Genomic DNA, 14,133 nt, shown 5'->3' on the forward strand with positions numbered 1-14,133 from the left:
TCAGGTCGCGTCCGGGTCGATCGGGGGGCGCTCGTTCTTCGCGAGCGCCTCCGGCGCGGGCCCGGTGGCCGGGTGGCGCTGCGGGGTGCCGCCGCCGCCGTTCTCCTTCGACAGGTACGGCGAGCCGTTGCCGGTGCCGTTCCGCGGGGCGAAGCCGTTGGGCTTCTCGGCGGGGCCGTCGTCGAACAGGGCGCGGGTGGCCGCGGTCTTCGGGTTGAAGTTGCGCAGCCCGCGCAGCTCCTCCAGCGGCTTGCGCAGCTCGTCGAACTCGGGGCCGAGCTCGCCCTTGAGCTGGTCGCGGGCCCCGGTGGCGTACTCCTTGACCTGCCGGATCGCGCCGCCCAGCCAGGCCGCTGCCGCGGGGAGCCGTTCGGGACCGAGGATGAACAGCCCGGCCACGACCAACACCATGATCTCGCCCCAGCCGACGCTGTCGAACATGGGGCCGATCCTACCCGCGGCCCCGGATCAGTCCGACGTCAGCACCACCGAGACCGTCAGCGGACGGCCTTCCCGGATCAGCCCGACGGCCACGGTCGCGCCCGGTTCGAACTCCCGGACCGCGACCTCCAGCTCGTCGGCGCCCGCGATGCTCCGCTCGCCGAGGGTGACGATCACGTCACCCTCGAGGATGCCGCCCGCGGCGGCCGCGCCGCCCTGCTGGACGTTCTGCACCTGCGCACCCGCCGAGGTGTCGTCCTCCACCGAGCGCGCGTTGACGCCCAGCTCGGCGTGCTTCACGACCCCGGTGCGGATGAGCTCCTCGGCGATCACCCTGGCGTCGTCGATGGGGATGGCGAACCCCAGGCCGATCGACCCGCCCTCACCGCCGCCGATGCTGCTGATCGCCGTGTTGATCCCGACGACGGCACCCGTCGCGTCGACCAGCGGCCCGCCCGAGTTGCCCGGGTTGATCGCGGCGTCGGTCTGGATGGCGTCGATGACCGCGTTGACGTTGCCGCCGCCCTCGAGCCGCACGGGCCGGTCCAGCGCGCTGACGATGCCCTCGGTGACCGTGCCGGCGAGCCCCAGCGGCGAGCCGACGGCGATCACGGCGTCGCCGACGGCGAGCGCGGACGACGTGCCGATCTGGGCGACCACGGGGTTGGTGACGCCGACCCGGATCACCGCGAGGTCGGTCTTCGGGTCGCGCCCCACGATGGCCGCCCGGGTGCGCGTGCCGTCGCTGAAGACGGTCTCGATCGACGCGCCCTCGACCTCCGCGGCCGGGGCGACGACGTGGTTGTTGGTGAGCACGAAGCCGCTGCCGTCGATGACGACGCCGGAGCCGGTGCCGCCCTCCTCCCCGACCCGCACCTCGATCGAGACGACGGCGGGCACGACCCGCTGGGCGATGTCGGCGACCGAGCCGGGCGGGCGCGCGGTGGCCGGCTGGACCGAGGCGAGCGTGGCCCCGGGCTCGGTGAGCGAGCTGGCGCCCTCCGCGGTGAACCGGCCGACGAGCCCGCCGACCGCCCCGACCGCCAGCGCGACGACGGCGAGCAGCGCGAGGGCGCGGGGCTGCACGCGGCGGCCGAACAGCACCTCGCGCAGGCTCAGCCGGGCCCCTTCGCCGGTGGGCGCGGCAGCGGGGGCGGCGGGGTCGACGGCGGGCGGGCCGAGCGCCACGCCGCTGGCGGGGTCGCGCCACGGATCGTCCTCGGCGCCGGCCCACAGGGGGTCGTCGGCGCCGGGGCCGGGGGCCGCGTCGCCGGGCGGGCGCTGCAGGGCGTCGCCACCGGCCGCGGGACGGCCGAAGGCCGCGGCGAGCGCGGGCGGGGCGGCGGTCGCGAGCGGCGGGGCGGCGGACCGGGCGGCGGGTGTGGCGAAGCCCGAGGTGAGCCCGGCCGGGCGACCGAACACCGACTCCGCCGAGGCGTCGACGGCGGGGCGGTCCAGTGGCCGGGGTTCCAGCCGTGGCGGGCCGGCCCCGTCGACGTCGCCGTCCTCCGGCTCGGGCGCCGGCCGCCCCGGCTGCCGGGCGGCGTCGCTGGTCGCGCGGTCTGTCATCGGCGGCGGGGACTCCTGGGACGGCGGGCGGGACGGGCCGTGGTCAGCCTGCCGCAGCCGGGGTGAAGTCCGCGTACCGGGCCCCGGGAGGGTCGGTGCCGCGCGTCAGCGCAGGCCGTGGCGCAGGAACGTGCGCGGGGCGCGCAGGCCGCCGAGCCGGGCGTCGTCGCCCGCGGCCGAGGCGTCGAGGCCCAGGCGGGCGGGCACGGCGCCGGACGGGCCGAGCACCGACCCGCCGAGGACGCCGCGGTCGGTCGTGGGGGCCGGGACGGCCGGGAGGGCGGCGGCCCCGAAGGCGAGGGCGCCGATCGCGATGCCCGACGCCGCGGCGACACCCGCGCCGAGCCGCAGGCGCCGCCCGGGGCGGAACCCGTGCGGCGCCGGCGCGGTGCGACCGGGTGCCGGGTGGGGCCGGGCGGCGGGGGCGGGGTCGGCGCGCAGCACCGAGACCAGCTGTCCCTCGGTGCTGACGGCCAGGCCGGCGGGCGCGTCGGGGAGGTCGGTGTCCTGCGGGATCGCGCGCAGCGCGGACAGCAGCGACGACGGCAGGGACGGACAGGAGGCCCCGCGCAGGGCGGTGCGGGCCTGGCGCTGGGCCACGACCTCCGCCGCGCAGTCGGGGCAGGCGGCCACGTGCTGCACGGCACGGGCGTGCGGGCGCCGGGCGAGCTCGTCGTCGACGAAGGCCACGACGGCGTCCGACGTGAGGTGCGTCTGACCCCAGTCGGACGTGTTCACCGTGAACAGTCGACGTTCGCTCATGCCCCGACCTCCTCCTGCCTGCCCGCGGTGTGCCCCGCCGCAGCCCGGTCGCGCTCGATCGCGGCCCGCAGCGCGGCCCGGCCGCGGTGGATCCTGCTCCGCACCGTACCCAGCTTCACGCCGAGCGTGGCGCCGATCTCCTCGTAGGACAGCCCCTCCACGTCGCAGAGCACGACCGCGGCGCGGAACTCGGGGGGCAGCTCGTCGAGCGCGGACTGCAGCGCCGGGTCGAGGTGGGTGTCGGAGAACACCTGCTCGGGCTCCGGTCCGCGGCCGGGGATGCGCTCGGAGTCGTCGGGCAGCGCCTCCATGCGGATGCGCGCGCGGCGGCGGACCATGTCGAGGAACAGGTTGGTGGTGATCCGGTGCAGCCAGCCCTCGAACGTGCCGGGCCGGTACGACGCGAGGTTGCGGAACACCCTGACGAACGTCTCCTGGGTGAGGTCCTCCGCGTCGTGGGGGTTGCCGGTGAGGCGGTACGCGAGGCGGTAGACCCGGTCCGCGTGCTCGCGCACGACCTCGTCCCACGTCGGCGGGGTCCACGGGGCACCCTCGCCGGGCAGCACCGTCCCACCGGGCAGCACCGCTCCGGTGTGCTGCGGGGCTGTGGCGGTGGCCAGGCCGTCGGTCATGATCTTCTCGAACCCTCTCGGCGCGGGTCGTGCTGCTCGTGCCAACGTCCTCAGGGGCCGGGGAGTTCCCCGATCTGCGGTGCACCGGCCGACGACCCCGGCCGATCTGGACACCACGGTGCCCCACCTCTGTGAACGAGGGGTGAGAAGCGACTGAGAGGAACCTGTGAAGGTGCAGCGCCCGGTCGTGGGAACGACCACACAGTAACCTCCTCCCATGACCGTCCGGCCGGACGACGGCTACCCGTGGGCCGTCCGCGACTACGTCGAGGGGTACCTCACCGAGGACGACGTCGTCCGCGACGCGCGGGCCCGCGGCGACGCGCTCGGCTGCGCCCCGATCGGCCCCGGCTGCGGGGTCGGCCTGCGCTTCCTCGCGGCCGCGATCGGCGCTCGCGCGGTCGTCGAGATCGGCACCGGGGCGGGCGTCAGCGGGCTGTGGCTGCTCGGCGGGATGGCCGTCGACGGCGTCCTCACCTCGATCGACGTCGACCCGGAGGCGCAGCGCGTCGCCCGGTCGGCGTTCGTCGCGGCCGGGTACGCCCCCGGACGGCTGCGGCTGATCAACGGCATGGGCCTGGAGGTCCTGCCACGGCTCACCGACGGCGGGTACGACCTGGTGTTCGTCGACGCCGCCGCCGTCGACTACCCGCGCTACCTCGACGAGGCCGTGCGGCTGCTGCGCCCCGGCGGCGTCGTCGCGCTGGCCGGGGTGCTCACCGGTGGGGTCACCGACCCGGCCGCCGCCGACGCGCCGAGCGTCGCGCTGCGCGAGGTCGCCCGCCAGGTGCGGGAGGACGAGCGGCTGGTCCCGGTCCTGCTGCCGCTGGGCGACGGGCTGCTGGCCGCCGTGGTCGCCACCTGATCACGGTCCCCCGCCCGTGTGACGGAGTGGATCTTGCATTACCGTCCTGCCCGGCCGAGATGCCTCGGTGAGTGGATCAGAAAGGACGACACACCCGTGACGCAGACCCTCAACGCCATCCTGCTGGACCCGACCCGGCGCCCCACCGTCGTGACGGACCTCCAGACGCTGGTCGACCAGGAGGTCTCGGACTCCGGCGGTGTCTCCGGCGCCGTCATCAAGACCGGGTACGCCACGGTCAAGAAGGTCAAGCCGGGCATCGTGACCCACGCGGTCGACAAGATGCTGCCCGACTTCGCCACCGCGCTGGAGCCGTTCTACGCCGACTACCGCGCGAGCGCGGGCACCGACTTCGGCGCCTACCTCTCGGCCCGTCCGGCCGAGGCCGCCAACGCGCTGCTGTCGGTCAGCGACCGGCGCGCCGAGGGCAGCAGCTCCGACGCCGTCAAGAAGGTCTACTCGAAGCTGCGCCCGCAGGGCCAGAAGAACGTCGAGGAGGCGCTGCCCCGCCTGGGCCGCCTGATCGACCAGCACGCGAGCACCGCGGTCTGATTCTCCTCGTGCGCGGGGACAGCGGCACCGGCCGCGGTCCCCGCGCACGGGTGTCTAGAGCGCCGTCAGGCCTTTGCCGAGCACCACGACCCCGCCGGGGCTGACGGTGTAGCGGGCCCGGTCGGTGGCCAGGTCGACGCCGACCAGCGCGCCGTCGGGGATGCTGACGTTCTTGTCGAGGATCGCGCCGCGCACCACGGCCCCGCGCCCGATCCGGACCCCGGGCAGGATCACCGAGTCCGACACCTCCGCCCCCGCGTGCACGAGGACGTTGGGGCTGATCACCGAGCGGCGCACGATCGCCCCGGAGATGATCGTGCCGGAGCCGACGATCGAGTCCTGCGCGATGCCGCCCTCCACGAACTTCGCCGGCGGCAGCGGCGCGGTGGCCGTGCGGATGGGCCAGCGGTCGTTGTAGAGGTTGAAGATCGGGTGCACCGACCACAGGTCGTTGTGCGCCTCGTAGTAGGCGTCGATCGTGCCGACGTCGCGCCAGTAGCCCGAGTCGCGGTCGGTGGCGCCGGGCACCACGTTCTCCGCGAAGTCGTAGACCGCGGCCTGTCCCTCGTCGACCAGGCGCGGGATGATGTCGCCGCCCATGTCGTGGTCGGAGTCGCCGTCCTCGGCGTCGGCCTTGAGCGCCTCGAGCAGCACCTCGGTGGTGAAGACGTAGTTGCCCATCGACGCGAAGGTGACGTCGGGGTCGTCGGGCACCGACGGCGGGTCGGACGGCTTCTCCAGGAACTCGATGATCTTCCCGGACTCGTCGGAGTTGATGACGCCGAACGCCTTCGCCTCCGCCCGCGGCACCCGGATGCCGGCGACGGTGACGCCCGCGCCGCTCTCGATGTGCTGGGTGATCATCTGGCTCGGGTCCATGCGGTACACGTGGTCGGCGCCGAAGACCGCGATGTAGTCCGGCCGCTCGTCGTAGACGAGGTTGAGGCTCTGGAAGATCGCGTCGGCGCTGCCGGTGTACCAGCGGCGGCCGAGGCGCTGCTGCGCCGGCACCGTGGTGATGTACTGCCCGAGGACGCTCGAGAGGCGCCAGGTCGTGGAGATGTGCCGGTCGAGGCTGTGCGACTTGTACTGCGTCAGCACGCAGATGCGGTGCAGGCCCGCGTTGACCAGGTTGGACAGCACGAAGTCGATCAGGCGGTAGTTGCCGCCGAACGGGACCGCCGGCTTCGCGCGGTCGGCCGTGAGCGGCCACAGGCGCTTGCCCTCGCCACCGGCCAGGACGATGCCCAGCACGTTGGCCGGCAGGCCACGGGGCGACGCGGCCGTGAGCCGAGCGCCCGTCACAGCAGCCATCCCCGCAGCATCACGTCGGTGAGCCTAGTGGCCCGGGACCGTGCCCGGCCACATCTGGATCCGTGCGCAGGACGACAGCCCGCGGAGCCCTCCGGGCGGCTACGGTGCACGGCGTGCGCATCGGACTGCTCACCCGTGAATACCCTCCCGACGTCTACGGGGGGGCCGGGGTCCATGTCGAGCACCTGGTGCCGGCTCTGCGGGCCCTGATCGACGTCGATGTCCACTGCTTCGGGGAACCCCGTCCGGACGCCGTCCACACCCGGGCGCACCGGGCACCCGGGGCGCTCGCCGGGGCGAACCCCGCGCTGCAGACCCTCGGCGTCGACCTGTCGATGGTCGCCGCGCTCGACGGCGTCGACATCGCGCACTCGCACACCTGGTACGCCAACATGGCCGGGCACCTCGCGAAGATCCTGCACGGCGCCCCGCACGTCGTCACCGCCCACTCGTTGGAGCCCCGCCGGCCGTGGAAGGCCGAGCAGCTCGGCGGCGGCTACCGGCTGTCCTCCTGGGTGGAGCGCACGTCCTACGAGTACGCCGACGCGGTGATCGCGGTCAGCGCGGGCATGCGCACCGACGTCCTGGACTGCTACCCGGCGCTGGACCCGGCGCGCGTGCACGTGGTGCACAACGGCATCGACACCGCCTTCTACCACCCCGACGAGCGGCGCGACGCCGTCCGCGCCGCGGGCGTCGACCCCGACCGGCCCAGCGTCGTGTTCGTCGGCCGGATCACGCGGCAGAAGGGTCTCGGGCACCTCGTCGCCGCCGCGCACCGCATCGACCCGGCGGCCCAGATCGTGCTCTGCGCCGGCGCGCCCGACACCCCGGAGATCGCCGAGGAGACCGAGAAGGCCGTCGCCGAGCTCGCCGCGGCGCGCGGCGACGTGGTGTGGGTCCGCCGGATGCTGCCCACCGCGGAGATCCGGCAGCTGCTGTCGGCGGCCACGGTGTTCGTCTGCCCCTCGGTGTACGAGCCGCTGGGCATCGTCAACCTCGAGGCGATGGCGTGCGGCACGGCCGTCGTCGCGTCCGACGTGGGCGGCATCCCCGAGGTCGTCGACGACGGGGTGACCGGCTCGCTGGTGCACTACGACCAGCACGCCGAGGACGCGTTCCGCACCGGGATCGCCGACGCCGTCAACGCCCTGCTCGCCGACCCGGCCCGCGCCGCCGCGATGGGCGCCGCCGGGCGGGCGCGCGCCGAGCGCGAGTTCGCGTGGGAGCAGGCCGCGGCCCGGACCGTGGAGATCTACCGGTCCCTGCTCTGAGCGTTCCTGCCCTGGAACGACCAACGGCACCCCCACGCAGCCTCGCGTGCGGGTGCCGTGTCGGTCCGGCCGTCCGGATCAGCCGGATGCGGCCTTGAGGGCGTCGCCGAGGTCGCTGGCCTCTTCGGCCGACATCTCCACGACCAGGCGGCCACCGCCCTCCAGCGGGACGCGCATGACAATGCCGCGTCCCTCCTTGGTCACCTCCAGGGGACCGTCACCGGTACGGGGCTTCATCGCCGCCATGTCCTGCTCCCTCCGTCATCGTGTCTGCAGGGCGCCGCTGCGCCGGGGAGAGCGCAGGACGGGATGCTGGGGAACATCTTTCCTCATCGGAGGGACAGGGCCGCAACCGGAGCGATCAATCCGCCCGAGGTTCACGCTGCGGAGCGGATCTCCAACACTCCGCGACGTGGTCGTCGACCAGTCCGGCGGCCTGCATCAGCGCGTAGCAGGTGGTCGGTCCGACGAACCGGAACCCGCGCCGCTTGAGCTCCTTCGCCATCGCGACGGACTCCGGGCTGGTCGCCGGGACGTCCGCGAACGTGGCCGGGCGGACGTGCTCGGCGGGGGCGAAGGACCACAGGAGGTCGTCGAGCGGGGTGTCGAGGTCGAGCACCGCGCGGGCGTTGCCGATCGTCGCCTCGATCTTGGAGCGGTTGCGGACGATGCCGGCGTCGGCGAGCAGGCGCGCCACGTCGTCGTCACCGAACCGCGCGACCCGCTCCGGGACGAAGTCCCCGAACGCCGCGCGGAACGCCGGGCGCTTGCGCAGGACGACGATCCAGGACAGCCCGGACTGGAAGCCCTCCAGGCTCAGCCGCTCGAACATCGCGGTGACGCCGCGCAGTGGCCGCCCCCACTCCTCGTCGTGGTACCGGGTGTACTCGGGCTCGGACCCGGCCCACGCGCAGCGGACCCTGGCGTCGGCGACCCCGTCGTCAGGCACCCCGGCGGTGCTCCCGCTCGCGCCGCCACTCGCCCTCACACTGCCGCGCCATCTTCCGCAGCGACATCTCGACGCCCGCGCGGAAGGCCGGGCGCACCAGCGGCCAGCCCGCCCGGCCGAGCGGTCCCAGCGGGAGGTCGAGCAGCTCGGTCCACAGGAAGCGCGCGCGCTCGGGGCCCAGCTCGACGACCTCGAACACGCCGTCGCCCTGCACGACCTTGCCGGTGTGCCGCACGACGCAGCGCTTCGGAGGGTCCCACTCCACGATGTCCATCGTGTCGGCGACGCCGAGCGGCCCGATCCCGGTGACCGCCCGCAGAGAGGCGCCGAGCTCGCGGCCGTCGCCCCCGCCGACGACCTCGACGCGGGTGCCGAGCATCCAGTCGCCCTGGCCCGGCCAGTCGGTGACGGTGCGCCACACCGCCTCCGCGGGCGCGTTGACGTCGACGGGGACGGTCAGTTCGACCCTGTTGCTCATGACGCCGATCCTCCCAGGCCGCGGTCGTCGCCGCTCGGGCTCGGCTGCCGCGCCCGGGCGTCCTCCAGCTCGGCGACGCGACCGAGCAGGCCGTCGCGCTCGGCGCCGATGCGGTCGAGCTCCTCGGCCAGCCGGTCGAGCACCCAGTCGACCTCGGTCATCCGGTAGCCGCGCACGGCCTGCGGGAAGCGCAGCTCGCGCACGTGCTCCCCGGCGATCTCCCCCGACGGCAGGCGGGTGGGCGTGGCGTCGGGGGCGAGCGGCGCCAGCTCCTCGCCGCGGCCGAACACGAACGCGGCCACCCCGAAGAACGCCGCCGCGACGAGCACGACGACGAACAGGTAGATCAGCGCGGTCCCCACCCCGAGATGGAACCACGGGGCCCCGACACCGCGGCCATCGGCGGGCGTTCCGCGACGGGCGCGTCGGACGTCGACGGGAACCACTCGCCGCCGACCTGGACGAACTGCGTCAGCTCGCCGCCGGGGTCGGGCAGGCCGCAGCGCGAGAGCGCGGCCGCCACGATCTGCCGCGACATGACGCCGAGCTGCAGCAGCGACCGGTTGCGGTGCTTGCGGACGCCGAGGTTGACCTGGGCGAGCGCGTCGAGTCCGAGGCGGGAGTGCGTGTCGAGCAGCAGCCCGATCTCCACGCCGTACCCCGTGGCGAACGGGACGGACTCCAGCAGCGCGCGGGTCGCCGCGTACTCGCCGCCGAGGGGCTGCACGATCCCGGACAGCTCGGGCCTCAGCGCGGCCAGCAGCGGGCGCGCCACCAGCTCGGTCACCCGGCCCCCTCCGGTGTCGGCCTGCGTGGTCTCCATCCGCAGCGGGCGTCGGTAGAAGCCCTTCACCAGCGCGACCCCCCGCTCGGCCAGCAGCGGGCCGAGCAGGGCGGGCACGAACGCGGCGTCGAAGTCGACGAGGTCGGAGTCGAGGAAGCAGACCACGTCGCCGTCGGTGGCGGCGAGCGAGCGCCACAGCACCTCGCCCTTGCCCGGCAGCGGCTCCAGCTCCGGCAGGACGTCGGCGCGGTGCACGACGCGGGCCCCGGCCGCGGCGGCGCGCTCCACGGTGCGGTCGGTCGACCCGGAGTCGACGACGACCAGCTCGTCGACCAGCGGGGCGGCGCCCGTCGTGAGCGGCAGGATGGCGGCGACGATCGCGCCGACCGTCTCTTCCTCGTCGAGCGCGGGCAGCACGACCGACACGCGGCGACCGGCCTTCGCGGCCACCAGCTCGTCGACCGTCCACGCCGGCTCCTGCCAGGTGCGGCGGGCGAACCAGGCCTCGGCGGTGGGCTGCATGCTTCTCCTACGCGAGGGCGCGCACGGTGCGCACCGGCGGGCGGGTGCCCGCGATGGCCGCGACCATGTCCACCGTACGTCGGGTCGCGGCGACCTCGTGGGCGCGGAACACCCGGCACCCGGCCGCGGCGGCGAGGGTGGTGGCGGCGAGGGTGCCCTCCAGCCGCTCGTGCAGCTCCACGCCGAGCGCCTCGCCGACGAAGTCCTTGTTGGACAGGGCCATCAGCACGGGCCAGCCGGTGGCCACCAGCTCGTCGACGCGGCGCAGCAGCGTCAGGCCGTGGAAGGTGTTCTTGCCGAAGTCGTGGGTGGGGTCGATGAGGATCCCTTCGCGCGGCACCCCCCGCGCGACGAGGTCCTCGGCCTGCCCGACGACGTCGGCGAGGACGTCGGCCACCACGTCGGCGTAGCGCACCCGGTGCGGGCGGCGGCGCGGCACCGCTCCCCCGGTGTGGGAGCAGACGATCCCGGCCCCGGTGCCCGCCGCGACCTCGCCGAGGGTCGGGTCGGCGCCGGCCCAGGTGTCGTTGAGCAGGTCGGCCCCCTCGGCGACGGCGAGCTTGCCGACCTCGCCGCGCCAGGTGTCGACGCTGATCACCACGTCGGGGTGGCGGTCGCGGACGGCCGCGACGAACGGGATCACGCGGCGGATCTCCTCCGCGGCGTCCACCTCGTCGCCCGGCCCGGCCTTGACGCCGCCGATGTCGACGATGTCGGCCCCCTCGGCGACCGCCGCGTCGACCTTGGCCATCGCGGCGTCGTCGGAGAACGTGGCTCCGCGGTCGTAGAAGGAGTCGGGCGTGCGGTTGACGATCGCCATCACCAGCGCCCGGTCCTGGGCGGGCTCGCGGGTGCCGAAGCGGATCACACGGTCGATGGTGGCACGGGCACGCCCGCCCCGCAGGCGTCCAGCGCGGCCGCGACGTCGGTGGTGACGACGAGCCGGGCGATCGCGTCGGGCGTGACGAAGCCGCGCTCGCCGAGGCCGCGGACCCAGTCGAGCAGGCCCGTCCAGTGGCCGTCGGGGTCGAGCAGGACGACGGGCTTGCCGTGCATGCCGAGGTAGCCCGACGTCCACACCTCGAACAGCTCCTCGCAGGTGCCGAGCCCGCCGGGCAGGGCGAGGAACGCGTCGGCACGGGCCTCCATGAGGGCCTTGCGCTCACGCATGGTCTCGGTGACCAGCAGCTCGTCGGAGTCGAGGTCGGCCCACTCGCGCTCGACCATCGACCGCGGGATGACGCCGGTCGTGCGGGCCCCGCCGGCCCGGGCGGCCGTGGCGACCGCACCCATCATCGAGCGCAGCCCGCCCCCGGAGACGAGCTCCCAGCCGCGCGCGGCGATCTCCCGGCCGACGTCGGCGGCCAGTGCGGGGTAGTGCTCCGGGATGGTCTCGATGGACGCGCAGTACACGCACACCTTCACTAGTGCGCGTCCTCCCACGCCTTGTAGGCCTCGTGCACCACCCGCACGGCGTCGTCGACGTCGTCGGTGAGGTGCAGCAGCTTGATGTCCTTCTCGCCGACCTTGCCGTTCTCCAGCACGGTCTTGGCGATCCAGTCGTAGAGCCCGCCCCAGTAGTCGGTGCCCAGCAGCACGACCGGGAACTTGGTGACCTTCTTCGTCTGCACCAGCGTCAGCGCCTCGAACAGCTCGTCGAGGGTGCCGAAACCGCCGGGCAGGCAGACGAACGCCTGCGAGTACTTCACGAACATCGTCTTGCGGGCGAAGAAGTAGCGGAAGTTGATGCCGAGGTCGACCCAGTCGTTGAGTCCCTGCTCGAAGGGCAGCTCGATGCCCAGCCCGACGCTGAGCCCGCCCGCCTCCGAGCACCCCTTGTTGGCGGCCTCCATCGCGCCCGGCCCGCCACCGGTGATCACCGCGTAGCCCGCCTCGGCGAGCGCGGTGCCCAGCGCGCGGCCCTGGGCGTACTCGATGTGGTCGCGCGGGGTGCGGGCCGAGCCGAAGACCGTGACGGCGCGGGGCAGCTCGGCGAGCATCCCGAAGCCCTCGACGAACTCGGCCTGGATCCGCATGACGCGCCACGGGTCGGTGTGGACCCAGTCGCTCGGACCGCGCGAGTCGAGCAGGCGCTGGTCGGTGGTGGTGGGCTCGTACCGCCGCTCGCCGCGCAGCACGACGGGGCCCCTCTGCTTCTCCTCGGGGCGCTGGTCCCCACGGCCTGTCATGTCCGTCAGGGTAGTGAGGCGCTCCCACCGGGCTGCGTCAGGACAGGAAGCGGCGGAGCACCCCGACCGCCTCGGTGATCTGGCGGGTGTCGACGTTCTCCTCGCGGGTGTGCGCGAGGTTCGGGTCGCCGGGGCCGTAGTTGAGCGCGGGGATGCCGAGCGCGGCGAAGCGCGAGACGTCGGTCCAGCCGTACTTCGCGCTCGGCGCGGCGCCGGTGGCGGCGATGAACTCCGCGGCGGCCGGGACCGTCAGCCCGGGCAGCGCCCCCGGGGACAGGTCGGTGATCACCAGCTCGAACCCGTCGAACACCTCGCGGACGTGCTTCTCCGCCGCCGCGGCGTCGCGGTCGGGGGCGAAGCGGAAGTTGACGGTGACGACGCACGCGTCCGGCACGACGTTGCCCGCGACCCCGCCCGCGATCCGGACGGCCTGCAGCCCCTCGCGGTAGACGCAGCCGTCGATGTCGACGTCGCGGGCGGTGTAGGCGGCGAGGCGCTGCAGCACCGGGGTGGCGTTGTGGATGGCGTTGTCGCCCAGCCACGACCGGGCCGAGTGCGCGCGGCGCCCGGTGGTGGAGATCTCCGCGCGGAGCGTGCCCTGGCACCCCGCCTCGACGCCGACGTTCGTGGGCTCGCCGAGGATCGCGAGGTCGGCGACGAGCCAGTCCCGGTGCTCGCGCTCGATCCGACCCAGCCCGTTCCGCTCGGCCTCCACCTCCTCACAGTCGTAGAACACGAAGGTGAGGTCGTGCCGCGGCGTCGGGAGCGTGCCTGCGAGGTGCAGGAAGGCGGCGTCGCCCGCCTTCATGTCCGAGGTGCCGCAGCCGTAGAGCAGGTGGCCGTCGCGGTGGCTCGGCAGGTTGTCGGCGATCGGGACGGTGTCGAGGTGCCCGGCCAGCAGCACCCGGTCCCCCCGGCCGAGGTGCGTGCGCGCGAGCACGGCGTCCCCGGTGCGCAGCACCTCCAGGTGCGGCGCCTGCTCCCGCAGCGCCGCCTCCACCGCATCGGCGAGCCCACCCTCGTCGCCGGAGACGCTGGGCACGTCGACGAGCGCGGCACACAGGTCGACGGGTGAGGCGGTGAGGTCGAGGCGGGTCACGACCGGCGACGCTACAGAACGCCCCCCACCCCGCCGCCCCGGCGCGGTGGACACGGCTCGGCCGCCCCCGGCCGGCGGCCGCGACGCGGCGGATGCGACCCGGCCGGCACGGCCGCCACGCCGGTCCGGACACCACCGCCCACGGAAGACACACGACGGGCGGGCGGACAGCGAGCCGACGCGCGACGGGCCGAGCGCCGCGGGCCGGCGCGAGCAGCGACGCAGTGGGCGGAGGCACCGGACTTCGCCGCGGTCGACCGCATGGGTCGGCCGACGCCGGCCGGGACGCGACCGGCACGGGACAGGTCGGCGGCACCGGACCGGACGGACGGACGGACGGACGGACGGACGGACGGACGGACGGACGGACGGAACGAGGGTGTCGGAGCACCTCCGCTTTGCTCTGCTTACCCATACGCAACGGACTCGGCGACCGGTGCGTATGGGTAAGCAGAGCAAAGCGTCCATGCCGAGACACCCGTGCGCCGGCAACGTCGGCCCGGTCAGCCCGCCCGCCATCCGGGCCACCTCGCCAGCCGGGCCACCTCGCCAGCCGGGCCACCACGCCAGCCCGATCGCCGCGCCCGCCGGGTCAGCTCGCCTGCCCCATCGACCCGCCAGCCGGATCGCCCGGCCCGCGGGGTCGCCCGGCCCGCCGGATCACCCCCGGGCCCCACCGGCCCCGATCCGCCGTCGATCGGTA

17 protein-coding genes are annotated in these 14,133 nt (G+C 74.6%); 3 read left to right on the forward strand and 14 right to left on the reverse strand.

Annotated features, from left to right (window positions below; all coding sequences use genetic code 11):
• The 4 genes from tatB to sigE form a co-directional block, all read right to left on the reverse strand.
• Nucleotides 1-441, reverse strand: a complete 441-nt coding sequence (tatB, locus tag H6H00_RS03495) for a Sec-independent protein translocase protein TatB (protein ID WP_185719931.1) — start codon at nucleotides 439-441, stop codon at nucleotides 1-3.
• A gap of 27 nt (nucleotides 442-468) precedes the next feature.
• Entirely contained in the window at nucleotides 469-2,010 is a 1,542-nt protein-coding gene (locus H6H00_RS03500; RefSeq protein ID WP_185719932.1) for a S1C family serine protease, read from the reverse strand.
• A gap of 105 nt (nucleotides 2,011-2,115) precedes the next feature.
• Nucleotides 2,116-2,772, reverse strand: coding sequence for an anti-sigma factor (locus H6H00_RS03505; protein ID WP_185719933.1), 657 nt, complete (start codon nucleotides 2,770-2,772; stop codon nucleotides 2,116-2,118).
• Nucleotides 2,769-3,404 carry an RNA polymerase sigma factor SigE gene (gene sigE, locus H6H00_RS03510; RefSeq protein ID WP_185719934.1) on the reverse strand — a complete coding sequence of 212 codons (636 nt, stop codon included), beginning with the start codon at nucleotides 3,402-3,404 and terminating at the stop codon, nucleotides 2,769-2,771. Before sigE ends, H6H00_RS03505 begins: the two co-directional genes overlap by 4 nt.
• 217 nt (nucleotides 3,405-3,621) lie before the next feature.
• On the opposite strand from sigE, the gene H6H00_RS03515 reads away from it, so the two are divergent.
• Together H6H00_RS03515 and H6H00_RS03520 are read left to right on the forward strand one after the other, a co-directional pair.
• Complete coding sequence (locus H6H00_RS03515; RefSeq protein ID WP_185719935.1) at nucleotides 3,622-4,269, forward strand: O-methyltransferase; 648 nt, start codon at nucleotides 3,622-3,624, stop codon at nucleotides 4,267-4,269.
• A gap of 96 nt (nucleotides 4,270-4,365) precedes the next feature.
• On the forward strand, nucleotides 4,366-4,821 hold the full coding sequence (locus H6H00_RS03520; protein ID WP_185719936.1) for a DUF6918 family protein: 456 nt from the start codon (nucleotides 4,366-4,368) through the stop codon (nucleotides 4,819-4,821).
• A 54-nt stretch (nucleotides 4,822-4,875) separates the two neighbouring features.
• Here H6H00_RS03520 and glgC read toward each other — a convergent pair whose 3' ends face one another.
• Nucleotides 4,876-6,135 (reverse strand): glucose-1-phosphate adenylyltransferase, encoded by a 1,260-nt coding sequence (gene glgC / locus H6H00_RS03525; protein ID WP_185719937.1) that lies wholly within the window; start codon nucleotides 6,133-6,135, stop codon nucleotides 4,876-4,878.
• A 113-nt stretch (nucleotides 6,136-6,248) separates the two neighbouring features.
• Between glgC and glgA the strand changes: the two genes are divergently transcribed.
• Nucleotides 6,249-7,409: a glycogen synthase gene (glgA, locus tag H6H00_RS03530; RefSeq protein ID WP_185719938.1), complete on the forward strand. Its 1,161-nt coding sequence runs from the start codon at nucleotides 6,249-6,251 to the stop codon at nucleotides 7,407-7,409.
• A gap of 78 nt (nucleotides 7,410-7,487) precedes the next feature.
• Here the strand turns inward: glgA and H6H00_RS03535 are convergent, their stop codons facing one another.
• The 9 genes from H6H00_RS03535 to dapE form a co-directional block, all read right to left on the reverse strand.
• A complete protein-coding gene (locus tag H6H00_RS03535) occupies nucleotides 7,488-7,655 on the reverse strand; it encodes a DUF3117 domain-containing protein (protein ID WP_084211001.1) in 168 nt (55 codons plus the stop codon).
• Between the two features lie 115 nt (nucleotides 7,656-7,770).
• Nucleotides 7,771-8,358 carry a DNA-3-methyladenine glycosylase I gene (locus tag H6H00_RS03540; protein ID WP_185719939.1) on the reverse strand — a complete coding sequence of 196 codons (588 nt, stop codon included), beginning with the start codon at nucleotides 8,356-8,358 and terminating at the stop codon, nucleotides 7,771-7,773.
• Nucleotides 8,351-8,836 carry an SRPBCC family protein gene (locus tag H6H00_RS03545; RefSeq protein WP_185719940.1) on the reverse strand — a complete coding sequence of 162 codons (486 nt, stop codon included), beginning with the start codon at nucleotides 8,834-8,836 and terminating at the stop codon, nucleotides 8,351-8,353. Before H6H00_RS03545 ends, H6H00_RS03540 begins: the two co-directional genes overlap by 8 nt.
• Nucleotides 8,833-9,198 (reverse strand): DivIVA domain-containing protein, encoded by a 366-nt coding sequence (locus tag H6H00_RS03550; protein WP_185719941.1) that lies wholly within the window; start codon nucleotides 9,196-9,198, stop codon nucleotides 8,833-8,835. Before H6H00_RS03550 ends, H6H00_RS03545 begins: the two co-directional genes overlap by 4 nt.
• A complete protein-coding gene (locus H6H00_RS03555; protein ID WP_185719942.1) occupies nucleotides 9,183-10,142 on the reverse strand; it encodes a glucosyl-3-phosphoglycerate synthase in 960 nt (319 codons plus the stop codon). Before H6H00_RS03555 ends, H6H00_RS03550 begins: the two co-directional genes overlap by 16 nt.
• 7 nt (nucleotides 10,143-10,149) lie before the next feature.
• Nucleotides 10,150-10,962 carry a dihydropteroate synthase gene (folP, locus tag H6H00_RS03560; protein ID WP_185722133.1) on the reverse strand — a complete coding sequence of 271 codons (813 nt, stop codon included), beginning with the start codon at nucleotides 10,960-10,962 and terminating at the stop codon, nucleotides 10,150-10,152.
• A gap of 44 nt (nucleotides 10,963-11,006) precedes the next feature.
• Nucleotides 11,007-11,567 carry an LOG family protein gene (locus tag H6H00_RS03565; protein WP_185719943.1) on the reverse strand — a complete coding sequence of 187 codons (561 nt, stop codon included), beginning with the start codon at nucleotides 11,565-11,567 and terminating at the stop codon, nucleotides 11,007-11,009.
• On the reverse strand, nucleotides 11,567-12,331 hold the full coding sequence (locus H6H00_RS03570) for an LOG family protein (RefSeq protein ID WP_185719944.1): 765 nt from the start codon (nucleotides 12,329-12,331) through the stop codon (nucleotides 11,567-11,569). Before H6H00_RS03570 ends, H6H00_RS03565 begins: the two co-directional genes overlap by 1 nt.
• Before the next feature lie 37 nt (nucleotides 12,332-12,368).
• Complete coding sequence (dapE, locus tag H6H00_RS03575) at nucleotides 12,369-13,430, reverse strand: succinyl-diaminopimelate desuccinylase (protein WP_255425555.1); 1,062 nt, start codon at nucleotides 13,428-13,430, stop codon at nucleotides 12,369-12,371.
• Nucleotides 13,431-14,133: the final 703 nt, after the last annotated feature.

The sequence above is a fragment of the Pseudonocardia petroleophila genome, assembly GCF_014235185.1.
Classification (GTDB): Bacteria; Actinomycetota; Actinomycetes; order Mycobacteriales; family Pseudonocardiaceae; genus Pseudonocardia; species Pseudonocardia petroleophila.